Source organism: Hymenobacter glacialis (assembly GCF_001816165.1).
GTDB lineage: Bacteria > Bacteroidota > Bacteroidia > Cytophagales > Hymenobacteraceae > Hymenobacter > Hymenobacter glacialis.
The window spans coordinates 199,456-222,734 of record NZ_MDZC01000046.1 but is presented as its reverse complement, the minus strand read 5'-3'; the positions used below and the strand labels follow the sequence as shown (position 1 = coordinate 222,734).

The window sequence follows — 23,279 nt, the reverse complement described above, 5'->3', positions numbered from 1 at the left end:
GTACAGGTGGCGGTTTACTTGTCTTCGCCGCCCTCTTCTTTAAGGGCCTCCTTGTTGAGGGTTTTCTCGTCCTTGATGTCTACCAGAGACCCGTCTTTCAGGGTTTTGGCCACCGCCCGGAACGGTCCGCTCACCACTTGGGCACCGGCGGGCACGCCGCTCAGCACTTCAATATTCTGGAAGTCGCTGATGCCCGTTTTCACCGGCGTCATGACCGCTTTGCCGTCTTTTATGATGAACACCACCTCCTGAATCTCGGGCTTGGGGCCGGCTGAAGCGTTGGCACTAACAGCGCCCCCCTTGGCATTGTCCCGGTCTTTGCGGTCCTTGATGCTGGCCGAGTCCGAGCGGGTGGTGACGGCTGCCAGGGGCACGCTCAGGGCACCGGACTTGCGGTCGGTAATGATGTCAACCGAAGCCGTCATGCCTGGCCGAAACGGCATAATGGTCTTGCCGGCCACGGTGCGCTGCAGGTGGCGGTAGCTTTCGGGCAGCAGGTGAATGCGCACCTCAAACTCGGTTACGGCTTCGGCCGTCAGCGCGTCTTTGGCCGTGTTGGCGATGTTGGTTACCAGGCCGCGGAATTTTTGGTCCTTGCTGGCGTAGGCATCTACCTCCACCATCACCGAATCGCCGATGTTCACGTTGTTCACGTCGTTCTCGTTCACGTTTACGCGCACCTCCATGTTGTTGAGGTTGGCAATGCGCATGATTTCGGTGCCGGCCATTTGGGTGGTCCCCACTACCCGCTCGCCTTTTTTCACGTTGAGCTTGCTCACAGTACCGCTCACGGGGGAGTAAATAGTCGTTTTATTAAGGTTTTTACGGGCTTCTTCCAGCGAGGCCGAGGCGGCATTCACGGTACTCTGCGAAGCCCGAATGGACTGCCGGGCGCTGTTTATTTCCTCCTGCGAGGCATTGTAGGCAGCCTGGCTGGCTTCGTAATCGGCCTGCGAAATCACCTTCTGCTTATAGAGGGAAGCATTGCGGCGGTAGGTAAGCTCGGTTTGCTTGGCGCTGGCCAGTAGCTGCTGCAGACGGGCCTGGGCCTGGCCCACGTTGGCGCGTTGGGTGCCCACCTGAGCACTTTGCACGGCCACCTGCGCCTGGTAGTTGTCGGGGCGAATGCGCAGCAACAGCTGCCCCTTGCGCACGGAGTCGCCCTCCTGTACATACAACTCAATGATTTCGCCCGAAACGTCGGGCGATATTTTCACTTCGTTCTCGGGCTGCACCTTGCCCGAGGCACTTACTTTCTCTACAATATTGGCAGGGCCGGCCTGGGCCACCAACACTTCCACGCCGGCGGGCTTGCCAATCCAACCCTGTTTTTTGGCCAGGATATAACCCACAACTGACACCAGCAGAATGCCCAGCAGAATAAAGAGTAAACGGTTGTTTTTCATATTAATGGTTCGGTTGTTTTAAGTCAGTTGTAGATGCGTTTTCGTTCCCGCTGCCAATGCCAGCCGCAGCCAGGACCCACTCCGGGCACACGAACAACTGTTACAGGGTCAGGGGCTTGCCCTCGTAGAACTCCAGCACCTTGCGGCGGAACACAAATTCAAACTTGGCCTGAATCATGTCCGATTCGGCTGCGGTAAGATTGTTGCGGGCTATGTTGAAGTCTGTGCCGTTTAACAGGCCGTTGTTGAAGCGGATTTCGGCGTTGCGGAACGCCAGCGTGAGGGCGTCCACCTGCCGGGAGCTGGCCTGGTAGCGGCGCTGAGCGGCCAGCGCATCGGCAAAGCTCTGCTGAATGGTTTGGCGCAGCTGCAGCGTCACTTGCTCGGCGCGCAGCTCGCTTTGCTGAACATTGATTTGGGCACGCTGCACCCCTACGCGGGTCTGCAGGCCGTTTAGAATGGGTATGTTGAGGTTGAACTGCACAAACTCGCCCTGGTTGTCGCCCAGCTGGTCGAAAAACTTATACGGCAGCGTCTGGAAGGTGGTCTGGGGGCTGAGCAGCACGAAGGGCGAGGACGAATAGCCGCCCGGCGCGGTGGGGTTGCGTTGCAACACCGGCACTTCAATAGGCTCTCCGTTCACACGCACCGTCTGGTTGCGCACCGACGAGAAGCCGGTTTGCACGCCTCCGGCCACGGTCAGGCGCGGGTAGTAGGCCCCCCGGGCAATATCGATGCCGCGCCGGGCGCTTTGCACGCGCAGGTCGGCCGCTTTTATTTCGGGCAGGCGCTGGCGGGCCAGCTCGAACGTGGCGTTGGGGTCGAGGGCGTTGGCCGTAGCGGCCCCGTACTGGGAGGGGTCGGGCAGGGCGGGCACCACCACCTCAAAGCTTCCGGCCGTGGCCGGGTCAAGGTTCAGGTTTTGCACCAGGGCAAGCTGGGCGAGGTCGCGCTGGTTTTGGGCCGTCACCAGGGTACGTTCCTCACTGGCAAGCTGGGCGCGGCTGTCGAGGAGGTTGCCCTCGGCCACGGCGCCGGCCTTTAGCAGCTTCTCGCTGCGTGTTACTTGTTCCTGCACCGAGCCCATGCGGGCTTCCGAGGCCCGAATCAGTTCCTGCGCCAGCAGCAGCTGCAAAAAAGAAGAAGCCACGTTCAGCGACAGGTCGTTGCGGGCTTTCTCAATGTCGATGCGGGCGGCCTGCGCGTCCAGCACGCCCTGCTTCACGGTATTGCGGAGCTGGAAACCGGCAAAAAGCGTGGCCTGCGCCGTGGCCGAGAAGTTGTTGGAGCGCACGTTCAGCTGCTGAAACTGGTTGGTGAACGGGTCCCGGTTGGTGCCGAAGTTGAAGCCCTGCGAGCCCGAGAGGCCCGCCGTGGGCAGTTGGGCGGCGCGGTTGAGGCGCTGCACCGCTTGCTGCTGTTGAGCAGTAAGCTCGCTCTGGCGTACGGTGAGGTTATTTTTCAACGCGTAGTCCACGGCGCTTTGCAGCGTCCAGGGGCCAGTGGGTGCGGCTACGCCGCTGCCCAGGACCGCAGCGGCCGGTGCCGGGGGTGTGGCGGGGGCCTGGGCCCGGGCGGCGGGCCCAGCGGCCAGCATGGCGCCCACTAGCACGGCCATCGCGCCGGGGGCATTCATGGTATTCCCTCGTTTCATCTTGCAGAGAAATGGTGCTTCTTGGGTATAGTAATCGGTGGAAGGCGCTAAGCATTACAGCGCCCGGGGGTCATTCCAAGGTGGGAATGTAGGTAATGCGCTGCACCCAGTTCAGCTGCCGCAAATACGACAGGGTTATTTCTTTGATGGGGCTGTCCATTTCAATAAATTGCCGGGCTGCGTCGTTGCGGCCCCTGCGGCTCACAAACATGGTGGCAATGTTGCACTCGTCGTGGGCAATAACCGAAGCGATGAAGGCGATGGAGCCCGGCACATCGCTCGCGTCGATGATGAGCGTGTGGAGCGAGCCGGAGAAATCGGACGGAAACCCGTCCACCTCCACTATCCGAATCACGCCGCCGCCCCGGCTCTGGCCCACTACCTCCACCCGGTGGCCGGTGTGGGCATCCAGTAGGTTGAGCTTAATGGTGTTGGGGTGCATGGTGGAAGCATTGCCCACGCTCTGAAACGTGAACTGCAGCCCGGCCTCCCGGGCGTGGTCGAACGCGGTGCGAATGCGGGTGTCGTCGGGCGCATAGCCCAGCAGGCCGGCCACAATGGCGCGGTCGGAGCCATGGCCTTCGTAGGTGCGAGCAAAGGAGTTGTAGAACGTGACGACGGCCTCGGTGGGCACGGCGCCCAGAATGCGGATGGCGGCACGCGCAATGCGCACCACGCCGGCGGTATGCGAGGAGCTGGGCCCAATCATCACGGGCCCAATCATATCGAAGATGCTGGATTTTTCGGCCATGGGCTTGCGCCAGAGGTTGAGGTTATGGGGCTAAAAATAGAGAACTTACCCCGACTGAGAGGCAAATACCAGGCAAACCTACCTGCTGCAAAGTGAAAGCCGCAGCCGCCCTGCCCGCGGGCACCACTCTTCAGCCGCAAAGATGCGCCACATCCAAGCAACTGCGGCGTAGGCCACCGGCGGCCGGGCGCGGGCCGGACTTGCATCGGGAATTTAACGATATTTGCCACGGGCCCACCCAGGCTTTTCCCACCCCTCTCACCCCCTATTACCTATGCCCAACCACCCCTCCCCGGACGAGTTTTCGCCGGCCGTACTGGCGCAATTGCGCCTGTTGCAAACCAGGTACGCGCCCGATGGCCAAGACCTGGCCGCCTACCTCGAAGGCTTGTACCACGCCAAATACGTAAACTACTGGGACTACATCGAGCTCGACACCCTGCTCTCGCTGCAGCGCCCGCTCACGAACATCCCCGACGAGCGAATTTTCATCATGTACCACCAGATTTCGGAGCTGTACTTCAAGCTTTGCCTCTGCGAATACGAACAGATAGGCAACCTCACCGAGCCCACCCTGGGCGAAGTGGTGCTGCGCCTGGGCCGCATTATCCGCTATTTCGACAACCTCATCGACTCGTTTGATGTGATGGTAGACGGCATGGACAAGCAGCAGTTCCTGGACTTCCGCATGGCCCTCATGCCAGCTTCGGGGTTTCAGTCGGTGCAGTACCGCATGATAGAAATTGCCAGCACCAGCCTCTCCAACCTCACCGACGAGGCCAAGCGCCAGGCCCTGGGCGAAGCCGCGGCCCACGACCACGACCAGATGCTGGGCTGCATCTACTGGAAAGCCGGCGCCACCATCGAGGAAAGCGGTGCCAAAGCCCTTACCCTGATAGAATTTGAGCGCAAGTACACGGCCGACCTCGTGCGGCACGCCGCGGCCTACCAGGAACGCAACGTGTGGGCCGTGGTGCAGCGCCTGCCCGCCGAAGACCAGCAGCACCCGCGCCTGCTGCGCGCCCTGCGCCAGCTCGACGTCAGCGTAAACGTGAACTGGCCCCTGATGCACTTCAAGTCGGCGGTGCGCTACCTGCAGAGCAACCCCACCGACGTACCGGCCACGGGCGGCACCAACTGGCGCAATTACCTGCCTCCCAAATTCCAGCGCCGCATTTTCTACCCGCAGCTGTGGAGCGCCCAGGAACTGGAAGACTGGGGCAAAGGCTGGGTGGAACAGGTGCTGGAGGAGATTCCGGGCAAAACCCCGGCGCGCAACGACCGCATGGACAAATAGTGAGCGGGCCACTCCCCCCCGCATATAGGCTCGTGCAGGGCAGGGCCGGCAGTGAGATATTTCGCATTTTGTAACACGAAAAGGGCAGGTTTCCGTACTGGAGAACCTGCCCTTTTCTTTTTAACCGCCGAACCCCATGTCCCAACCCGACAAAAAGAACATCGACTCCTCTCTGGCCCAGCTGCAAAGCCTTCACCAAAACATGAGCAGCATGTGGGACGGCGACGCCCTGGCGGCGTTTTATTACAACGTGCTGAGCGGAACGGTGGCCCGCCACACGCCGGAAGTAGCACAGGCCATCATGAGCATGGTAGCCGAAGTGTATGAAAACACGGCCCGCTCCCACACCAACCTGGGCAAGCTTACCCAAGGCTTTCCTTCTACTGAAATCACTCCAGCCAAGTAAGCCTGGCCGCAGCGCTGGTATTAGCTGGAAGCAAGGGCACCAGCCGTGGACTTTGGTTAACGATGGAATCCCAACCGTTGCGTCAGACTAGTTTTCTGGGATTAGTCATCCATGAGGCCTGAGGCACGGGGCTCGCCCATGCGCCAGTACACCAGCAGCGACAGGAAAGCACACGCCGTCACGTACCAGTAAAACCATTCCTCCACGCCCTGGTTTTTGGCGAAAAGGGCCACATATTCTGCCGTGCCGCCAAAAATGGCCACCGTAAGGGCAAACGGCAGCCCCACACCCAAAGCGCGAATGCTGGTGGGAAATAGCTCAGCTTTGACCACCGCACTAATTGAAGTGTACCCGCTGACCACAAACAGCGCGACCACCAGCAGGCCGGCGGCCAGCCCTGCATCGGTGGTAGAAGCCAGGAGCCGCAACACCGGCACCGTGCCCAGGGTAGCGCCAATGCCAAATAGCAGCAGTACCGGCCGCCGTCCCACCTTATCCGATATAGCGCCCATCAGGGGCTGAAACAGCAGCGCCACGGCCATTACCACAAAAGAGATGAGGGTGGCCTGCTCTTTGGAAAAACCAGAGGTGTTGACCAGGAATTTCTGGGCGTAGGTGGTGAAGGTGTAGAACGCCAGCGTCCCCCCCAGGGTGAGCCCCACCACCGTGAGCACCGCCCGCGGGTGCTGGAGCAGTTGGCGCATCTGGCCCTGCGAAGGAGCCGGCCCTTCACCCTCGGGGTCATCGGAAACGCGCACGCGTTGCTGCTCTTCAAAAGCGGCGGTTTCGCCCATGTGGGTGCGCAGGTACAAGGCCCCTATGGCAGCCACGGCCCCAATCACAAATGGAATGCGCCAGCCCCAGTCGCCCAGCTGGTCGGGGCTGAGGCTGCGCTGCAAGCCCAGCTGCACCGTAAGCGCTAGCAACTGGCCCCCCATGAGGGTGAGGTACTGGAAGCTGGACCAGAAGCCGCGGTGCCGGGCCCCTGCCATCTCGCTGAGGTAGGTGGCCGAGGTGCCGTATTCCCCCCCCACGCTGATACCCTGTATCAATCGGGCCAGCAGCAGCAGGGCCGGCGCCGCCACCCCAATGGTGGCGTAGCCCGGCGTAGCGGCTATCAGCAACGAGCCCCCCGCCATGAGCTGCACCGAAAGCAGCAGCGCGGCCCGCCGGCCATGCCGGTCGGCGTAGATGCCCAGCAGCCACGCCCCAAGCGGCCGCATCAGAAAGCCCACAGCAAAAATGGCCGCGGTGTTCAGCAGCTGAGCCGTGGAGCTGCCTTTGGGAAAGAAGACCGGGGCGAAGTACAAAGCAAAGGCCGAGTAGGCGTACCAGTCGTACCACTCCACCAGGTTGCCTATGGAGCCACTGACGATGGAGCGCAGGCGCGAAACAGTTTGGTGGGGAACGGGCGAGGACATCATGCAGCAAAGTAATACTTGGTTGGCCGGTATAAGTGCTCTTTTTCAGTTTGTCCAACGTTTCGCCGCCTACCTTCATCCACCGCTCCTAACTTTGTGCTGGTGGTGCCCAGTGCCATATATTAATATAAAGGATAACTACCTTTCATCTTACACATATGTTAAAACATGAAATTGAAGCGCTTCTGCTCCCTGAAGTAGCTTTTGATGAGTTTGCCCGGTACGAAGCCTTGCTAGAACACGCCGGGTATAAACCCGGAGAAGTCGATTTTATACACCTGCGCAAGCGTTCTATTGATGCCAGGGGCCGGCAAGCTGTTGTAAGACTGCGCGCTGATATTTACACATCTGGCACACCAAAAGATTTAGCGGGCCCTTGGTTTGTTTATCCAAATGTTAATATAACCAAGAGAGCCGTGCTCATTATTGGTGCCGGCCCAGCTGGCCTTTTTGCTGCGCTGCGCTGCATTGAGCTTGGGTTGAAACCCGTAGTGTTGGAACGCGGCCGTGACGTGCGGGCAAGGCGCCGCGACCTGGCCGCCATCAACAAAGAGCAATTGGTAAACCCCGATTCTAATTACTGTTTTGGCGAAGGCGGTGCCGGCACCTACTCCGACGGCAAGCTTTACACCCGCGCCACCAAGCGCGGCGATGTGGGCCGGGTGCTGCGGCGCTTTGTGCAGCACGGCGCCACTCCCGACATCCTGATAGATGCTCACCCCCACATCGGCACCAACAAGCTGCCGGCGGTGGTGCAGGCCTTGCGCGAGGCCATCATCGAAGCGGGCGGCGAAGTGCGTTTCGACACCCGCGTGACCGACCTGCTCCTGGACAACAACCGCCTGCGGGGCGTGGTGACGGCCAGCGGCGAAGTGCTGGAAGCCGAGGCCACCATTCTGGCCACCGGCCATTCGGCTCGCGACATTTACGAATTGCTCCACCGCCGCGGGGTGCTCATCGAAGCCAAGCCCTTTGCGCTGGGGGTGCGCGTAGAGCATCCGCAAGCGCTAATTGACCAGGCCCAGTACCGGCGACCCGAACGCGGCTTGCTTCCGGCAGCGTCCTACGCGCTGGTGCACCAAACCGAAGTGCAGGGTGAGCAGCGCGGGGTGTTTTCGTTTTGCATGTGCCCCGGCGGCTTTATTGTGCCGGCGGCTACGGCGCCGGGCGAAGTAGTGGTAAACGGCATGTCGCCGAGCCGCCGCGACTCCCGGTTTGCCAATTCGGGCATTGTGGCCGCCGTGGAGCTGTCTGACCTGGACGTGGAGCAGTACGGCCCCCTGGCCGGCCTGCGGTTTCAGCAAGCGGTGGAGCAGCGCGCCTGTCAGGCGGCGGGTGGCACCCAGCGCGCGCCGGCCCAATTGCTGGGGGACTTCCTCAACAATAAGCTTTCGGCCAACCTGCTGGAAACCTCCTACCAGCCGGGCCTGGTTTCGGTGCGCATGGACGAGGTGCTGGGTGCCGCCCTCGCCGAGCGGCTCCGCCAGGGCTTCCGCGACTTCGGCCGCAAAATACCGGGCTTTGCCACCAACGCCGCCCAGATTGTGGGGGTCGAAAGCCGTACCTCGGCCCCCGTGCGCATTCCCCGCGACCGGGATACGCTGCAGCACCCCGTGGTAGCGGGACTTTTTCCGTGCGGCGAGGGAGCCGGCTACGCGGGTGGCATCGTATCGGCTGCGATGGACGGCGAGCGGTGCGCGGAAGCCGTACGGGCGGTTTTTGCCTAGGGCTGCTGGTGTGGTTGGTTTTTGTTGGTGTTGGCAGGTAATTCCCTATGGCACAAACGATGGCGCGCAATTAATAACCCGTAGCGTGCTGAACGAGTATTTATAAAGCAGTTTTGAAAGGCCCGGCGCAGCAGTTAGCGACGGCCGCAAACGGTAAGCCTTGGATATCGGTCCTGGGCGACGCTCAAAACTCTCAGCTCTTCACCCCCGTTTTTTTGCTTTATATGAAAAAGACCCTCGTTCTAGGCGCTTCTGATAATCCTGCTCGGTATTCTTATCGGGCGGTACACATGCTAAAAAACCACGGCCACGAAGTCCTGCCCGTGGGCATTCGTAAAGGCCAGGTTGCCGGCCTGAACATTCATACCGACCGGCCCGAGTCTTCCGATATCGACACCGTGACGCTGTACGTAGGGCCGCAGAATCAGCCGGGCTGGTACGACTACATTCTGGACCTGAAGCCCCGCCGCATACTGTTTAATCCCGGCACCGAAAATCCGGAGCTGGAGCGTCTGGCGCACGAACGCGGCATTCTCACAGAGGAGGCCTGCACCCTGGTCCTGCTTTCCATTGGCCAATATTAAACCGCAGCCCGGGGGGCGTGGGCTAAAAGTTGAACGACAATTGCTGGTACTGGCCGGCGATGAGCGGCTGCCATTCTTCACCAGTTAGCTGCAGGCGGGTGCGTGCCTGAGCGCCCTGGTGGCGCAACCACTCCAGGGCGTCGCGCTCTTCCCTGAACCAACCAACCCGGGCACCCCACATGGGCCACTGCGCAGGCGCATCCAATCCTATGCTGGCCATATCATGCCACAGGCAGGGAGCTACGAGCAGGGCAATGCACGGAGGGTGGCCCAATTGCGCCCGCACCCGTGGAAAGTAGTCTTCCTGCAGCCATTCGTGCAGCTCTGCGGTGTGCGCCGTGGTGTTCACGCGGCCGTCGAGCAGCCAAAATGAACACCTGCGCCGCAACGCGGCCGCCAGCAAGACCTCGCACGTTTTGGTAACTTCCTCCGCCGTCAGGGCCCGTCGGGTGCGGCCCCGCAGCAGCGTGGAGCCTTCCCGGCAGGTAACCGGGAAAAACGGAAGCGTAGGCAAGGATTGAGTCGACAAGCGGTTCTGGTTAAGCATTGACTAATGTAATTCTAATCAAATAACCACTTTATCTGTGATATACAACATTGAAAATATGATTAAAAGATAATTAAATATTTTATCTAAACCGGAATAACCATTAAAACATTGGCTCACATAGCGTTATAAATTCAAAGTTAAGGGTATAAGTTTTTGTCATTTATAAAAGCTGGAATTATCTATTTCCGTTACAGTGCGCTTCCGTAACGCACCGGCTTCTTCAAACCGTTACTATCAAGACGTGTAAATTCTGTGTTAATTTCACATTAACTGAGCATGCCGGGCGATTCAAACCCCATTCGGCGAGTTGCTACTTATTAGCCTTGGGCACTTTCATATCCCAACCCGCGCGGCCTTTAGGCAGACCGAAACGGCGGTACCGGGCCGGTGGGCATCTTTTTCGGCTCGCACTCTCACAATTGATTCCGGCAGTTCCACCTCCAACTCATAATAGCTGCCGAAGAATTGAACGCTTCTCACGATACCCCGGAGGTTACCTTTTTTTACTGATTTCAACTGGAACTGCTCCGGGCGCACCAGCAGCACCGTGGCAGCCGCCCGGCGCGCGCTCACGGGCTTCAGGGCCTGGCGGTCGGTGCCGCGCACCAGGCTGTAATCGCCGAATAACGCGGCGGTGTACTCGTTGGCTGGCTGGTAATAAATTCGTTCGGGGGTGTCCTGCTGCACAATGTGGCCTTTGCGCAGCACAAGGATGCTGTCGGCCCAGGACAGGATGTCGGCGGAGTCGTGCGAAACCAGCAGGGTGGTGATGCCCAGGCGCGAGCTCACGTCCGCTATTACCTGCTGCAGTACCTGCTTATGCGTCCGGTCCAGGTTGGAGTAGGGCTCATCCAGCAGCAGCAGCTGCGGGGTGCTGAGCAACAGGCGCGCCAGGGCCACGCGCTGCTGCTCGCCCCCGGAGAGCTGGTCGGTGCGCCGCGCCAGGAGGTGGTCGATGCGGCAAAGCTGGTACAGGGACTGGGCGTCGGCGGGGGGCTGCTTGTTGGCGTAGCGCAGCACCTGTTCCACGCGCAGGGAGTGCGGCAGTTCCGAGGTCTGGGTGAGGTAAGCCACGCCGGGATGGCCGGGCAACAGCGTGTCGGCGGGGCCGCGCACGCGCTGGCCCTGCACCAGTACGGTGCCCGCACTGGGTTGAATGAGGCCCGCAATGACTTGCAGCAATGTGCTTTTGCCCGTGCCCGACTCGCCAACCAGGGCCAGCTTCTGGCCTGCCTGCTGCGTAAAACTGATGGACTGCAGCACCTCCTGCCCGCGCTCCGCTAAGCTGATGCCTGATACTGAAAGCAACTCCATACGGGATAAAAACTGCAAAAACGGCCCGAATTATTCTCGACTAAGGGCTGGCCGGTGGTGTCTGGCAGCCCGCAAGCTACCCACGGGCGCGGTAGCGGGCCTACAGATGCAATGACCTGACGCGGCCGGGAAAGTTTTTTAGCTCCCGGGCAACCCTGCTTCCTACTTTCGCATCTGCCGCTTACTCTCACCAGCTTTTCTGCGCATTGCCTACTCTTACCGTGACCACCGAAGCCGAACTCATCGCTGCGTGCGTACGGGGCGAGCACCGGGCCCAGCGCCAGCTCTACGACCGCCTGGCCGGGCTGATGCTGACCGTGTGCCGCCGCTACCTTAAGCGGCGCGAAGATGCCGAAGAAGCCCTCATCCTGGGGTTTGCCAAGATGTTTCGGGCCCTGCCCAACTACCGCTTCGAGGGCAGTTTCGAGGGCTGGGTGCGGCGCATTATGGTAAACGAATCCCTGATGCAACTGCGCCAACGCGAGATGATGACCGTATCGTTTGAAGACTTTGCGCAGCCCGAGAACCTGGCCGTGACCGCCGCCACCGCCGACACGCAGCTGCAGGCCGAGGACCTGATGGGCCTGCTGGCCACCCTGCCCGTGGGCTACCGCACAGTGTTCAACCTCTACGCCCTGGAAGGCTACGGCCATCAGGAAATTGCTGAGCTGCTGGGCATCACCGAAGGCACCAGCAAGTCGCAGTTGAGCAAGGCCCGCGCCATGCTCCAGCGTCGGGTGCAGTTTTCCGCCATTATCAGTAATTAACATTATGCCTCCTGAAGATATAGACGATTTATTCCGGCAGCAGCTGGACGGGCACCCCACCCCGCCCGCCGACGACCTGTGGGCGCGCCTGCAGGCGCAGCCCGCCGCCGACGCGGCTGCCCCCGGCCCCGAGCGCCTAGACCACCTGTTCCAGCAAGGGCTGAATGGCCACGCCACGCCGCCCGCCCGCGAACTCTGGGAGCGCCTCGAAGATGAGCACCTGCGCCCCAAAAAGCGGCGCGCCGCCGCGTGGTGGCCCATGGCGCTGGCCGCGGCCGTGGCCCTGCTGCTGGTGGTGGGCGGCGCGGGCCTGTGGCTGGGCTTTCCTTCGGGCAATGCGCCAGCGGGTACCGTGGCCACGCAGCCCAGCCGCACCACTCCGGTAGCGGTACGCGGCACTACGCCAGCAGCCGGTGCCGCCGACACCCAACCCAGCAAGGCCGCGGATGAGCTTGCAATCATTAAAAACGCCCAGGAGCCAGTAATCAGCGCACTTTCAGCTTCACAACAAAATATTTCTACGCCTCAGGCAACCCGCCCCGCCGAGGTGGCATCTACCGCACCAAAGGCCAGGATGTTTGCTTCCGAGCAGTCGCCTCGCTACTTGCAAGGAGTGAACCGGCGGCCGGACGCGGCCCCCGCCCCCGCTCCCCTGGTAGCCAAGACTGCTACTCGGCCGGCCAGCCGCCCGGCCCCTGCCACTCCTGCTGACGAGCAGGTGCCGGCTACCAGGCCAGAGCCAGTAGTGGCCAGCAACTCCAAACCTGCGCCGGCGGCGGAAATCGTCCCCGCCAGCACAGTACCCGCCAACAGCGTGGCCGCCGCCAAAATCATTACGGTGGATGTACGCAACGGTGGCGACCCCGAAGTGCGGCCCAGTCGGAACACCAGCATGGTCGCTGCCATGGAGGCGCCCGATGAGCGCCGCCGCCTGGGCAGCCGCCTGCTCCAGCAAGCCGGCAACCTTGTGCGGGGCGAGCGGGTGAGCCTGGCCGAGGCCACGGGCCTGCCCCAGAACGTGACCGTGCAGGCCACCTTTGCAGGCCGCACCCTAACCAAGTCCATTCAACTCTAATTTTCAACTTTTAGAACTCATGCAACGCGCTTTTCTCCCCTTATTTCTGCTTACCATGGCCCTGAGCGGCGGCCTGAACGACGCCCAGGCCGCCCCGCTCACTCCCCGCACGCTGGCCAAAGACACCATTGTGGTGCGCCTGCCCAACCAGGCCACCATCACGCTGGTGGTGCGCGACGCAGCCCAACTGCGCCAGATGAAAAACTATCAGCTCGATTCGCTCACTTCGCGGCTGGCCGGCTACATCGCCCAAGCCGAAACAGCGGCCAAAACGGCCAAAACCGACCAGGTGACGCTGCAGTTTTACCCCGACAAAGACCAGCCAGGCAAAAACCTGCCCGAGCAAATCCGCATCACCACCCGCAAGAAAACCCCCAACTCCAACCGTGTGGACGTGGTGCTAAACAAGACCTTCGGCGTGACGGTGACCACCGACGATAAGGGCTCCAAATCGTACAGCACCGGCGAGGGCAAAACCAAAGAGCAGCGCCAGGCCAAAGCCGACTCCCTGCGCTTGGTGCAGATTGAGCGCAACCGCACTGATGTAAACTTCATTCTCGACCTGGGTTTGAATGCACTGGTGAACCAGGAAAACGGAGGCCTGACCGGCTCCGACGCCGCAGTGGACCTGCGCACGGCAGGCTCGCGCTACGTCAACGTTGGTTTTGACTGGGAAACCCGCCTCGGCGGCAAACGCAGCCCCGTGGGCCTGAGCATCGGCACTGAATTCGCGTTCAACAATTACATGCTCACTGGTAACAACCAGTGGGTAGATAACAATGGCCGCACGAGTGTGGTGAAAGTGGCCGATGGCCGTCAATTCCAGAAATCCAAGCTCACTACTTCCTCGGTAAACGTGCCCCTGATGCTGCAGCTTAAGCTGCGCGACTCGCATTACAAGCCCACGTTCCGCGTGGCAGCCGGCGGGTTTGTGGGCTACCGCCTTGGCGCGCACACCAAGGTAAAATACCTCAGCGATGGCAACACCGACAAGGAAAAAGAAGAAGGCCGCTACAACCTGGAAAACTTCCTCTACGGTGCCCAGGGCACCATTGGCTACGGCAGCCTGGAGTTCTTTGGCAAGTACAACATGAACGACTTGTTCAAAAGCAACGCCGGCCCCCAGGCGCAGGTGCTCAGCTTCGGAGTGCGCTTATTCGGCAATTAAGCCCCACGAGGCACCTTCAAATCAGCATCAACAGTAAAGCCCTGACTCCTGCAAGAGTCGGGGCTTTTGATTGCCAGCTGAATTTGTGGGCAAACTGCTACCACCTTCCACCGCCCGTTCGAAAGTGAAAAAATCGCTGCTATTGGTTGCGAAAAAAATTATCCAACAGAATAGCCGCCGAGATGGCCACATTCAGGCTTTCGGCGCCGCCGCTGGCGCCGCGCGGAATGTGCAGTCGGCGCGTGAGGCAGGCTTCCACGGCGGGCGTGAGGCCGTGTGACTCGCTGCCCATCACCAGCACGCCGGAAGGGCTCAGGGCGAGGCGGTGCACGTTGTCGCCCTGCAGGTCGGCGCCGAAAATGCCGACCGCCGCGGGCAGCGTGGGCAGCCACGCGGCCAGGTCCCGCTCCCATACCTGCACCCGGGCAAAGGCGCCCATGGTGGCGGCCACGGTTTTGGGCGAGTGGGCGTCGGCGCAGCCGGGGCTGAGCACCACGCCGGGCAGGCCGTACCAGTCGGCCAGGCGCAGCAGGGTGCCGAGGTTGCCGGGGTCGCGCACTTCGTCGAGTGCGAGCAACAAAGCGGTTTCGGGCAGCGTTGCAGGCAAAGGTTTTTCGGCGGGGAGGCGGGCCACGGCCAGGGCGGTGGTGTTGGTGGCCAGCGTGCCCAGCTGCGTCAATTCGTACTCTGTGGCAATGGTGAGGGCCAGGTGCGCAGGCAGGTGGGCGCGGTGCTGGGTAACAAACTCGGCCGTGACTAGCACGTGTTCGGCTTCCAGGTCAGAACTTAGCAGTTCCAACACGCTCTTGCCGCCTTCCACCAGAAACGCGCCGTGGCGTTGCCGGTATTTTTTTTGGTGCAGCGACTGCACGTATTTGCCAAGTGCTTTTGAAACCATTATCGTCTTATAATACCCCGAAGCTACGGCCCAGCCGGCTGAGCTGGCGCGCCGCCTCGCTGCTGGTGCTGCTGGGGCTGGCCGCCTGCTCGCCGTTTAAGCTGTTGCAGCCGGGCCAGCGCCTGCTCAGCCGCGTAGAAGTGCAGGGCGTGGAGCAGGCCGACCAGGAGCGACTCGTGGCCCTGGCCCAGCAACAGCCCAACACGCGCTTTCCCTTGCCCAAGTTGGCCATTTACCACCTGGGCTACAGGTTCTACGATTCGGCGCGCATCCGCGAAAAGCAGCGTGCCATCAGGAAAACCTATGCGGCTCGCATGCAGGCCGCCGGCACCGACTCTGCCGAGTTGGGCAAGCTGCTGGTGCGGCGCGAGCGCCAGCTCAACCGCAAGCAACTGGTGCTCGACAAAGGCAACTCCATCATGCGCTTGGGCGAGCCCCCTGTGGTGTACGATACGGCCCTGACCAGGCGCTCAGTAGAGCAAATGACCATCTACCTGCATTCGCAGGGATTCTTCCGGGCCCGGGTAACAGCTGTTGATACCGCCCGCTACCGCCCCAGCCTGGTGGCGCGCGCCCTTAAATCGATAGGGTCCGTCCTGCCCAGCAAGCCAGATTCGCTCGACGCGACCAAGCGTTACCGCCGGGTGTCGGTGACGTACAATGTGGTCGAGAACAAGCCATTCTTTTACCGCCTGCAGGAGCCCAGCATTCCTGATTCGGGCGTGGCGGCCGTGGTGCGCAGCGGCCAGGCAGCCTCGCTGCTCAAGGAAAACGACCGCTACAACGAGGTACTGATTGGCGAAGAGCGCGCCCGCCTCGAAACGCTGCTGAAAAATGCCGGCTACTACGATTTCCGGCCGCAGTATATCACCCTGGAGGCCGACACCAGCTACGAGGCGTTCACGGTGCGCCTGCGCACGCTCATTGCCAACCCTGCCCCCGGCCAGGGCCACCGCGTGTACACCGTGCAGCAGGTACGGTTTGTGACCGATGCAGGTGTGGGCCGCACCCTGCGCAGCGCCACCGGCGACACCCTGCGCCGGGCCGGCACCGCCGGTGACCTGCGCGAGCGCCCCAACCTGGGCATGCGCACCGACACTACCGTTACCGACTCGATTCATTTCGCAGCCTACGACCAGAAATTCAGCACCCGCACGCTGGCGCGCAAGGTGCTGGTGCGCCCCGGCCAGCGCTACAGCCTGGCCCGCACCCTGCAAACCCAGCGCTTGCTGGCCGACCTGGACATGTTCCGGTTCAATACCCTCAACTACCAGAAAGTAGCCGACCCACCAAATACCGACAGTACCGGCATGCAGCCCAGCACCGGGAAGTTGGTGGGTATTATCAACGCCTCACCGGCCCCCAAATTCTCAGAAACGAGCGAAGTGGGCGGCACTTACGTAGCCTATCTGCCCGGGCCGTTCATCAACGTGCGACTGAAAACGCGGAATCCTTTCGGCAGCGCCGAGGTGCTGGAGTTGGGTGTTCGCGCTGGTTTCGAAGGCCAGTCGGTGCGCGTAGCGGGGGTAACGGGCGACAATACCCAGGCCGTGTACACCACCCAGCTGGGGGCCACGGCAGCCCTGGTGCTACCGCGGTTCCTGGTGCCGTTCAATGTCAACAACCGGATGGCGCGTTTCAACCCCAAAACGCGGTTATCCTTGTCGGAAACCTACGTAAAACGGCCCGAGTACACGCGCTCCAACTTTGAGTTTGCCTACGACTACCTCTGGCAGAGCTCGCCGTTCCATCAGTACGTTTTCTCGCCGGTAATCGTAACGCTGGTAAATACGCCCACCAAAAGCGCCGACTTTACCCGCCGGCTGGAGGAGCTGCGCGTGAACGATGGCTCCTCGCTGTTCCGCTCCTTTGTGAGCTTGATTGAACCCAGCTTTAGCTTCACTTCGCTCTACAATTCCAACGATTTCAACCAGACCCGCGACGCCAAATACCTGCGCATGTTTGCTGAAATCGGGGGCGTGACCCGGAGCTTGTACCAGGACGCGCTTTTTGAGAAAGCGGGGCTCAACGTGTACGACTTTGCCCGGTTCAGCGCCGACTTCCGCCGCTACCACCGCCTCTCGCCCCAAACGTACTTTGCGTGGCGTCTCAACGGGGGACTCGTGCACGCGCTCACGCGCACGAAAGACCGGGAAACGGGCACCAGTCAGTACGTGGTACCCTACGACAAGTCCTTTTTTGCCGGCGGCTCCACCAGCCTACGCGCGTGGCAGCCCCGCCGGCTGGGCCCGGGCGGCTTCACGCCTACTCGCCTTGAAAAGGGAGAAATAGTTCGCGACTACCTCACCGAGCAACCCGGCGAGTTGCTGCTGGAAGGAAGCGCCGAATACCGCTTCCCCATCTACAGCTTTATTAAAGGGGCTTTCTTCACGGATTTTGGCAACGTATGGGGCCTGCAGGAGCAGAGAGACTCGTTTGGCAATTACAAGCGCCCCGAAGCCCAATTCCAGCTAAACAGCTTTTATCGGCAGATTGCCGTTGGCTCGGGCATTGGCATCCGCTTCGACTTCACCTTTCTCATTCTGCGCCTCGACATCGCAGCCAAGATTTACGACCCCACTGCTCCCTCGGACCAGCGCTGGGCAATCCGCAATTTCAACACCGATGCAAACCGCCCGGCCTTCAACCTGGGTATCGGCTACCCCTTCTAAGGGAGATTTTTCGGCGTATAAAAAGAGGCGGCACCAAATGATGCCGCCTCTTTTTTTTTCAAGCTGTCTAGAAAGCCGTTCAAAGGTTATGATAACGTCATGCTTCGACTGCGCTCAGCGTGACGTTCTGAGTTGGCACACTTACTTCTATACGATTCTTAATAGCTCAGCAACTCGCCCAGAACTGTGGCTACTTTGGCCGCGCTGGGCAGCATTTGCCGCTCCAGCTCTACGTTGAGGGCAATAGCGGGCAGGTTGGCAGCTCCCAAGGTGAAAACAGGTGCGTCCAACACCTCAAAGCAATGGCGCTGGATTCGGCCCGCCAGGCTCTCGGCAAAGCTGTTCATCAAGGGTTCTTCAGTGAGCACCAATACCTTGCCATGGCGGCCGGTGGCGGTAGTAACGGCCTCAAAATCCAGGGGGTTGAGGGTGCGCAAATCCAGAATCTCAACCTGCCCGGCGAAGTCGCGGCTGGCCGCTTTGGCCCAATGCACGCCCATGCCGTAGGTTACCACCAGGGCGGTATCGCCCCGGCGCAGCTTTTCGGGGTCGGCGCTCTGGACCACGGCTGCTTTGCCCAAGGGAATGACATAGCCCGCGGCGGGCTCCACCGTTTTAGCTTCCTCAGTGCCAGGCACTTTGCTCCAGTACAGGCCTTTGTGCTCCAGCATCACCACGGGGTTGGGGTCGAGGAAGGCGGCGCGCATCAGGCCCTTCATGTCGGCCGCGTTGCTGGGGTACACCACTTTGATGCCCCGGATGGTGAGCAGCGTGCTTTCGATGGAACCGGAATGGTAGGGCCCGCCACCGCCATAGGCCCCAATCGGCACCCGAATCAGGGCCGGCACGGGGAACTTGCCCATGGTGAGGTAACAGGATTTGGACAGCTCCTCCACCAGCTGGTTGAGCGCTGGCCAGATGTAGTCCGCAAACTGAATTTCGACAATGGGCCGGGCCCCCACGGCCGTCATGCCCGCCGTGCTGCCCACGATGTAGGCTTCCTGGATGGGGGTATTAAAGACCCGGCTCTCACCGTATTTTTTGGCGAGCAGCGCCGCTTCGCGGAATACGCCGCCCAGCTCGCCGCCCACGTCCTGGCCGTAGAACAGGGCCTCCGGAAACTCCCGCAGGATGTCGTCCACGGCGTGCAGGGCAGCGTCCACCATCAGGGCTTTTTCGGCGCCGGCGGGGCTGCGCTCGCCGGTTTCGGCAGTCACGGCCGCGGGGGCAAATTCATGGTCGGCGAAGGTGGCGGGGTCGGGGTTGGGCGCAGCCACGGCGGCTTCCCAGTCGGCGCGCACAGTGGCCTGGGCCGCCGTTTTTAGCGCCGCCAGCTCCTTTTCGGCAAAGCCCATTTGCAACAGTTGCGCGTGCAGACGGGGCAGTGGGTCCTGCTCCTCGTGGCTGGCCAAATCGTGGCGGTACCACTCGCGGCGCACGCCGCTGGTGTGGTGGCCCAGCAAGGGGCATTTGGCGTGCACCAGCACCGGCCCGCGCCGGCTCCGCACGTGGGCAAACGCTGCCGCCAAGCCTTGGTACGAGGAGCCAAAATCGGCGCCGTCTACCTGCATGCGGTGCAGGCCCGGGAAGCCGGCAGCAAACTCATAGGCATTCATGGCGCGCATCTCGCGGCCAGTGGCCGAGATGCCCCAGTCGTTGTCTTGCACCAGGTACACAATGGGCAGCTGGTGCAACACGGCCATTTGTAGGGCCTCGGCAACTTCGCCTTCGGTCATGGCCCCATCACCAATCGAGCACAGCACCAGGGGCTTGTCGTGCCCCCCGCCCTGCTTGCCCTGGGGTGCTTCTATGCGCAGGTCCTGCTTTTCAAAATAGTGAATGGCATGGGCCATGCCAGTAGCCGGGATGGCCTGCATGCCCGTAGCCGAGCTTTGGTGGGGAATGACCGGGATGCCCGCCCGCCGCAGCGAGGGGTGCGCGTAATATGTACGGCCGCCGCTAAACGGGTCATCGGCCTTAGCCAGCAGCTGCAGCATCAGCTCGTAGGGGCGCAGGCCCAGACCCAGCAGCATGGCGTCGTCGCGGTAGTACGGCGCGGCGTAGTCGGTTTCGGTGAGCAGGAAGGCGGCGGCTAGCTGCACGGCTTCGTGGCCGCGGGCGGTGGCGTGCACGTAGCGCGCGGCGGTTGCCTTCTCCGCTTCGTAAAGCGTGGCCATGGCCGCGGCCGTGTGCATCAGGCTGTAGGCGCGGCGTAGGAGCTCCGGTGTGGGCCGGGCGGTGGAGGAGGGCGTGGGGGCAGTGAAGGCAGCGGCCGCCGCTGCAGCTGCGGCGGTTACACGAGTAGAAGCCAGGTTGGTGGAATCGGAAACTGCGAATTCAGACATCAGGGGCAGGAGAGGTTAGGGCACAAAAGTACGCTTCCCCCGCCGCCCTATCTTTGTGGCGGCAAATACCCGCGGACCTTTCGTGGCTTTCTGGTGTTTTGCCCCAGCGTATCCTTCTGCCACTACAGCGGTTTAATGTCAGCATCTTCCTCACTTTCGCCCACCATTCGCCCCGAAATTGAAGCGTGGCTGGCTGATTTCCAGCAGCGGCTGTGCCAGCAGCTGGAAACGGCCGATGCCGGCCCCACTCGATTCCTCACCGATGCCTGGCAGCGGGAAGGCGGCGGTGGCGGCCGTTCCCGGGTACTGGAAAACGGCCGCATTCTGGAGAAAGGCGGTGTAGGGTTTTCGGCCGTGTGGGGGCAAATGAGCGACGCGGCGGCCCGGCAGCTGCACATGCCCGACCCGTCTTTCTATGCCACAGGGGTGAGCGTGGTGCTGCACCCGCACAGCCCGCGGGTGCCCATCATCCATATGAACGTGCGCTATTTTGAGGCCGGCAACGGCGAGGCGTGGTTTGGCGGCGGCATCGACCTTACACCCATTTACGTGGACGAAGCCCAGGCGCGGCGCTTTCATGAGCAGCTGCGTGCGGTGTGCGACCGGCACAACCCGGCGTATTACCCCAAATTCACGCGCTGGGCCGACGATTATTTTTACCTGCCCCACCGCCAGGAAACGCGCGGCGTAGGCGGCATTTTCTTTGACCGCCTGACCGTGGGCACCGACGGCTCGGCCGAGGAGCTGTTCAGCTTTGTGCAGGACGTGGCCGAGTTGTTTGGACCATTTTACACCCAACTCATGGCCGAAAACCACGCCTTGCCCTTTTCGGCGCGCGAAGAGGCTTGGCAAAGCATGCGCCGGGCCCGCTACGCCGAGTTTAACCTGGCCTTTGACCGGGGCACCCGGTTCGGCCTCGAAACCGGCGGGCGTACTGAGTCCATTCTCATGAGCCTGCCGCCCCGCACCGGCTGGGCCTACAATCCGGCGCCGCCTGCGCCCCATTCCCCGGAGGCCACCACCCTGGCCTGGCTGCGCAAGGGAGTAGACTGGCTCGCCGATGCTTGAAACAATTAAGCAACTCGACCGGCAATTGCTGCTGGCCATCAACCACCTGCGCAGCCCGGCGCTCGACGCCGTAATGGTATTTGCCTCCGACCGCCAGGTGTGGTTGCCGGTATATGCCCTGCTCATTGGATGGTTCATCTACGTGTTTCGCCGCCGGGCCATTCTTCTGCTGCCGTTGGTGCTGGCCGCAGTGGGCTTGGCCGACCTCATTACCAGCCGGCTATTTAAACCGTTTTTTGCGCGCCTGCGCCCCTGTCACGACGCCGCGGTTTTCCCCTATCTGTACCTGCCCGATGGCTGCGGCGGACAATTTGGTTTCCTTTCCTCGCATGCTTCCAACTCCATGGCACTGGCCGTTTTTATGGGTACTATGCTACCGAAGGGTCGTTTCAAAGTCCTCCGGCTGAGCGTGTTTGGCTGGGCCGTGCTGCTTTCTTACAGCCGGGTGTATCTTGGGGCCCATTACCCCACCGATGTGCTGGGGGGTGCTTTACTGGGGGGCTTGCTGGGAGTGCTGGCAGGATTTGCTTACCGGTACTGGGCGCCGCGGTGGCAGCAGCTCAATCCATAGTCATTTCACATGGTACTCAGCCACGGGCGACGTTTTTTGTTCCTGCTTTCCAGCTCGCGCCGCCTCGGCAACAGCGAACAGCTGGCCTACTGCGCGGCCCATTCTCTGCCGACGCACTACGAGCAACAATGGCTCAATCTGCACAGCTTTCCCTTGCCCGATTTCACGGACCTGCGCCACGGCACCGGTTACCAGCCGCCCGCCGGCAATGCCCGCCTGCTACTTGAGGCCACCCTTAATGCCACCGATGTGGTGCTGGTCATGCCGCTCTACATGTACAACATGCCCGTGCATGCCATGCATTACCTCGAGTATTGGAGTGCCTGGCTACGCACCCCCAACTTGAATTTCCGGGAGCAGATGACGGGCAAAACGCTGTGGTCGATAGTGGTAAGTAGTGGCAACCGGCCCGACACCCAACCCCTAGAGGGGAGTTTGCTGCTCACCGCCGCCTTTATGCAAATGCTCTGGGGTGGCATGCTCTACGGTTCAGGCTCCCGCCCCAACGACATCCAGGACGATGCCAGGGCGCTGCAGGAGGCAAAAACTTTTTTTGAATCACCTGCCGGCCTGCCCCAACCGCTTCCTCCCGAAACACTAACCAGCGGCCTTGCCTTTTCTTAGAAAAACGAGGCTGCTACTCAACAGTATGCGCTACCTATTCGGCAGGCTTGCGGTTGCCGGTGTGTCCGTCGCCTCTATCGCCCTGCCCGGGCTTGGCGGTTTTCTTGGAGTTGTGTTGGTCATCCAGCGATAAAGACCGGTTCAGGTCAACCGACTCTTTAATCTGGCCGTCCTCGTCGCGGCGGATGTAGCGCTTGTCGCCTTCGTTCGGCTCTATCAGTTCACGTTTGGACATGATGGCAAAGGGATTACGTGGAAACTTATTGGTCCTACGGGTCCCTCACGCGGGGGTTTCGGGTGGTGCCTGCAAATCGGCCCTTCCCCCTGGCTTCCATCTACCGAAAGGTCCTGATGCCGTTGTCGTAGTAGATAAGCTTGCCCTCCCTGTCTTCAACATAAGCGAATGGGTACTCACTGCCCTTACGCGAGGCTTTCCAGGCTTTCACCAGCCGCTCGGGGGCATTGCCGGTGCCGGCGTTCAGGTTGTAATACCCAAACTCTACCACTACGCACGGCTGGGGGCCGGGGTCGCCGTATTCTTTGAGGGCGGCACGGAATACCACGCCAATGCTTTCGGGTGTTGCATTGGGGGTAGCATCAAGGCTGAATGCTTCGCTGGCGGAGCCGGTGCGGGAGCTGAACGCGCCATTTCGAAAAAGAAAAATCAGCTGCCCGGTGAATACCCGAATGCCATTCGCGTATTCCTCCACCCGCACCACCTGCTCATCAAACGTGGCATACGGCGGGTAGTACGTCTTCAGCTCGCCCCGCGAATAGCGGATATACCGAAAATTGCGTTTGTCGATGCCGTTGGCAGTAAATAATTGGTCAACTGTGGCTTTCTCATTAGCGCTGATGCTGTGCGCGCTCACGGGCACCTCCTGTTTTTCGAGGCAGCTTTTGTCACCATCCGGCGTGGGGCCGTCTACTTTGGCGCAGCCGCTAAGGGAGGTTAGCAAGGTTAATAAGGCGATGGCGGGG

At 61.3% G+C, this 23,279-nt stretch carries 21 protein-coding genes; 11 read left to right on the top strand and 10 right to left on the bottom strand.

Annotated elements, in window-relative coordinates:
- Positions 1-14: 14 nt before the first annotated feature.
- The 3 genes from BEN48_RS05495 to sdaAB form a co-directional block, all read right to left on the bottom strand.
- Positions 15-1,406: an efflux RND transporter periplasmic adaptor subunit gene (locus tag BEN48_RS05495; protein WP_070733587.1), complete on the bottom strand. Its 1,392-nt coding sequence runs from the start codon at positions 1,404-1,406 to the stop codon at positions 15-17.
- Between the two features lie 100 nt (positions 1,407-1,506).
- Complete coding sequence (locus BEN48_RS05490; RefSeq protein WP_083320782.1) at positions 1,507-3,060, bottom strand: TolC family protein; 1,554 nt, start codon at positions 3,058-3,060, stop codon at positions 1,507-1,509.
- Positions 3,061-3,130: 70 nt separating this feature from the next.
- Entirely contained in the window at positions 3,131-3,811 is a 681-nt protein-coding gene (sdaAB, locus tag BEN48_RS05485; RefSeq protein ID WP_070733585.1) for an L-serine ammonia-lyase, iron-sulfur-dependent subunit beta, read from the bottom strand.
- A gap of 274 nt (positions 3,812-4,085) precedes the next feature.
- Here sdaAB and BEN48_RS05480 point away from each other — a divergent pair, with 274 nt between their 5' ends.
- A complete protein-coding gene (locus tag BEN48_RS05480; RefSeq protein ID WP_070733584.1) occupies positions 4,086-5,108 on the top strand; it encodes a tryptophan 2,3-dioxygenase family protein in 1,023 nt (340 codons plus the stop codon).
- A 136-nt stretch (positions 5,109-5,244) separates the two neighbouring features.
- Positions 5,245-5,514, top strand: coding sequence for a hypothetical protein (locus BEN48_RS05475; RefSeq protein WP_070733583.1), 270 nt, complete (start codon positions 5,245-5,247; stop codon positions 5,512-5,514).
- A 101-nt stretch (positions 5,515-5,615) separates the two neighbouring features.
- Here the strand turns inward: BEN48_RS05475 and BEN48_RS05470 are convergent, their stop codons facing one another.
- Positions 5,616-6,938, bottom strand: a complete 1,323-nt coding sequence (locus BEN48_RS05470; RefSeq protein ID WP_094122926.1) for an MFS transporter — start codon at positions 6,936-6,938, stop codon at positions 5,616-5,618.
- A gap of 155 nt (positions 6,939-7,093) precedes the next feature.
- Here BEN48_RS05470 and BEN48_RS05465 point away from each other — a divergent pair, with 155 nt between their 5' ends.
- Together BEN48_RS05465 and BEN48_RS05460 are read left to right on the top strand one after the other, a co-directional pair.
- Positions 7,094-8,662, top strand: a complete 1,569-nt coding sequence (locus tag BEN48_RS05465; protein ID WP_070733581.1) for an NAD(P)/FAD-dependent oxidoreductase — start codon at positions 7,094-7,096, stop codon at positions 8,660-8,662.
- 224 nt (positions 8,663-8,886) lie between these two features.
- Positions 8,887-9,246, top strand: a complete 360-nt coding sequence (locus tag BEN48_RS05460) for a CoA-binding protein (RefSeq protein WP_070733580.1) — start codon at positions 8,887-8,889, stop codon at positions 9,244-9,246.
- A 22-nt stretch (positions 9,247-9,268) separates the two neighbouring features.
- Here BEN48_RS05460 and BEN48_RS05455 read toward each other — a convergent pair whose 3' ends face one another.
- Both BEN48_RS05455 and BEN48_RS05450 read right to left on the bottom strand, forming a co-directional pair.
- Positions 9,269-9,775 carry a hypothetical protein gene (locus BEN48_RS05455; protein WP_125932491.1) on the bottom strand — a complete coding sequence of 169 codons (507 nt, stop codon included), beginning with the start codon at positions 9,773-9,775 and terminating at the stop codon, positions 9,269-9,271.
- A gap of 354 nt (positions 9,776-10,129) precedes the next feature.
- The gene (locus BEN48_RS05450; RefSeq protein WP_070733578.1) at positions 10,130-11,110 is read right to left on the bottom strand and encodes an ABC transporter ATP-binding protein; all 981 of its coding nucleotides are present in this window, start codon (positions 11,108-11,110) and stop codon (positions 10,130-10,132) included.
- A 206-nt stretch (positions 11,111-11,316) separates the two neighbouring features.
- On the opposite strand from BEN48_RS05450, the gene BEN48_RS05445 reads away from it, so the two are divergent.
- Genes BEN48_RS05445 through BEN48_RS05435 form a run of 3 tightly spaced genes read left to right on the top strand, consistent with a single transcriptional unit; the run spans position 11,317 to position 14,120 of the window.
- On the top strand, positions 11,317-11,877 hold the full coding sequence (locus tag BEN48_RS05445) for an RNA polymerase sigma factor (protein ID WP_083320781.1): 561 nt from the start codon (positions 11,317-11,319) through the stop codon (positions 11,875-11,877).
- A 4-nt stretch (positions 11,878-11,881) separates the two neighbouring features.
- Positions 11,882-12,952, top strand: coding sequence for a hypothetical protein (locus tag BEN48_RS05440; protein WP_070733576.1), 1,071 nt, complete (start codon positions 11,882-11,884; stop codon positions 12,950-12,952).
- 19 nt (positions 12,953-12,971) lie between these two features.
- On the top strand, positions 12,972-14,120 hold the full coding sequence (locus BEN48_RS05435) for an outer membrane beta-barrel protein (RefSeq protein WP_070733575.1): 1,149 nt from the start codon (positions 12,972-12,974) through the stop codon (positions 14,118-14,120).
- Between the two features lie 139 nt (positions 14,121-14,259).
- Here BEN48_RS05435 and BEN48_RS05430 read toward each other — a convergent pair whose 3' ends face one another.
- Positions 14,260-15,018, bottom strand: a complete 759-nt coding sequence (locus BEN48_RS05430; RefSeq protein ID WP_070733574.1) for an RNA methyltransferase — start codon at positions 15,016-15,018, stop codon at positions 14,260-14,262.
- Here BEN48_RS05430 and tamL point away from each other — a divergent pair.
- Positions 15,009-17,690: a translocation and assembly module lipoprotein TamL gene (gene tamL / locus BEN48_RS05425; protein ID WP_070733573.1), complete on the top strand. Its 2,682-nt coding sequence runs from the start codon at positions 15,009-15,011 to the stop codon at positions 17,688-17,690. The two genes, BEN48_RS05430 and tamL, sit on opposite strands and share 10 nt — an antisense overlap.
- A 158-nt stretch (positions 17,691-17,848) precedes the next feature.
- On the opposite strand, the gene BEN48_RS05420 is transcribed toward tamL, so the two are convergent.
- On the bottom strand, positions 17,849-20,035 hold the full coding sequence (locus BEN48_RS05420; protein ID WP_083320780.1) for an alpha-ketoacid dehydrogenase subunit alpha/beta: 2,187 nt from the start codon (positions 20,033-20,035) through the stop codon (positions 17,849-17,851).
- Between the two features lie 135 nt (positions 20,036-20,170).
- Between BEN48_RS05420 and hemF the strand changes: the two genes are divergently transcribed.
- The 3 genes from hemF to BEN48_RS05405 are packed head-to-tail and all read left to right on the top strand — an operon-like array spanning position 20,171 to position 22,298.
- The gene (hemF, locus tag BEN48_RS05415; protein ID WP_070733572.1) at positions 20,171-21,103 is read left to right on the top strand and encodes an oxygen-dependent coproporphyrinogen oxidase; all 933 of its coding nucleotides are present in this window, start codon (positions 20,171-20,173) and stop codon (positions 21,101-21,103) included.
- Positions 21,096-21,674 (top strand): phosphatase PAP2 family protein, encoded by a 579-nt coding sequence (locus BEN48_RS05410; protein WP_070733571.1) that lies wholly within the window; start codon positions 21,096-21,098, stop codon positions 21,672-21,674. The genes hemF and BEN48_RS05410 overlap by 8 nt, the downstream gene beginning before the upstream one ends.
- A gap of 9 nt (positions 21,675-21,683) precedes the next feature.
- Positions 21,684-22,298 carry an NAD(P)H-dependent oxidoreductase gene (locus BEN48_RS05405; protein ID WP_070733570.1) on the top strand — a complete coding sequence of 205 codons (615 nt, stop codon included), beginning with the start codon at positions 21,684-21,686 and terminating at the stop codon, positions 22,296-22,298.
- Between the two features lie 34 nt (positions 22,299-22,332).
- On the opposite strand, the gene BEN48_RS05400 is transcribed toward BEN48_RS05405, so the two are convergent.
- A complete protein-coding gene (locus tag BEN48_RS05400; RefSeq protein ID WP_070733569.1) occupies positions 22,333-22,533 on the bottom strand; it encodes a hypothetical protein in 201 nt (66 codons plus the stop codon).
- 100 nt (positions 22,534-22,633) lie between these two features.
- Positions 22,634-23,257 carry a hypothetical protein gene (locus BEN48_RS05395; protein WP_206599824.1) on the bottom strand — a complete coding sequence of 208 codons (624 nt, stop codon included), beginning with the start codon at positions 23,255-23,257 and terminating at the stop codon, positions 22,634-22,636.
- Between the last annotated feature and the right edge of the window lie 22 nt (positions 23,258-23,279).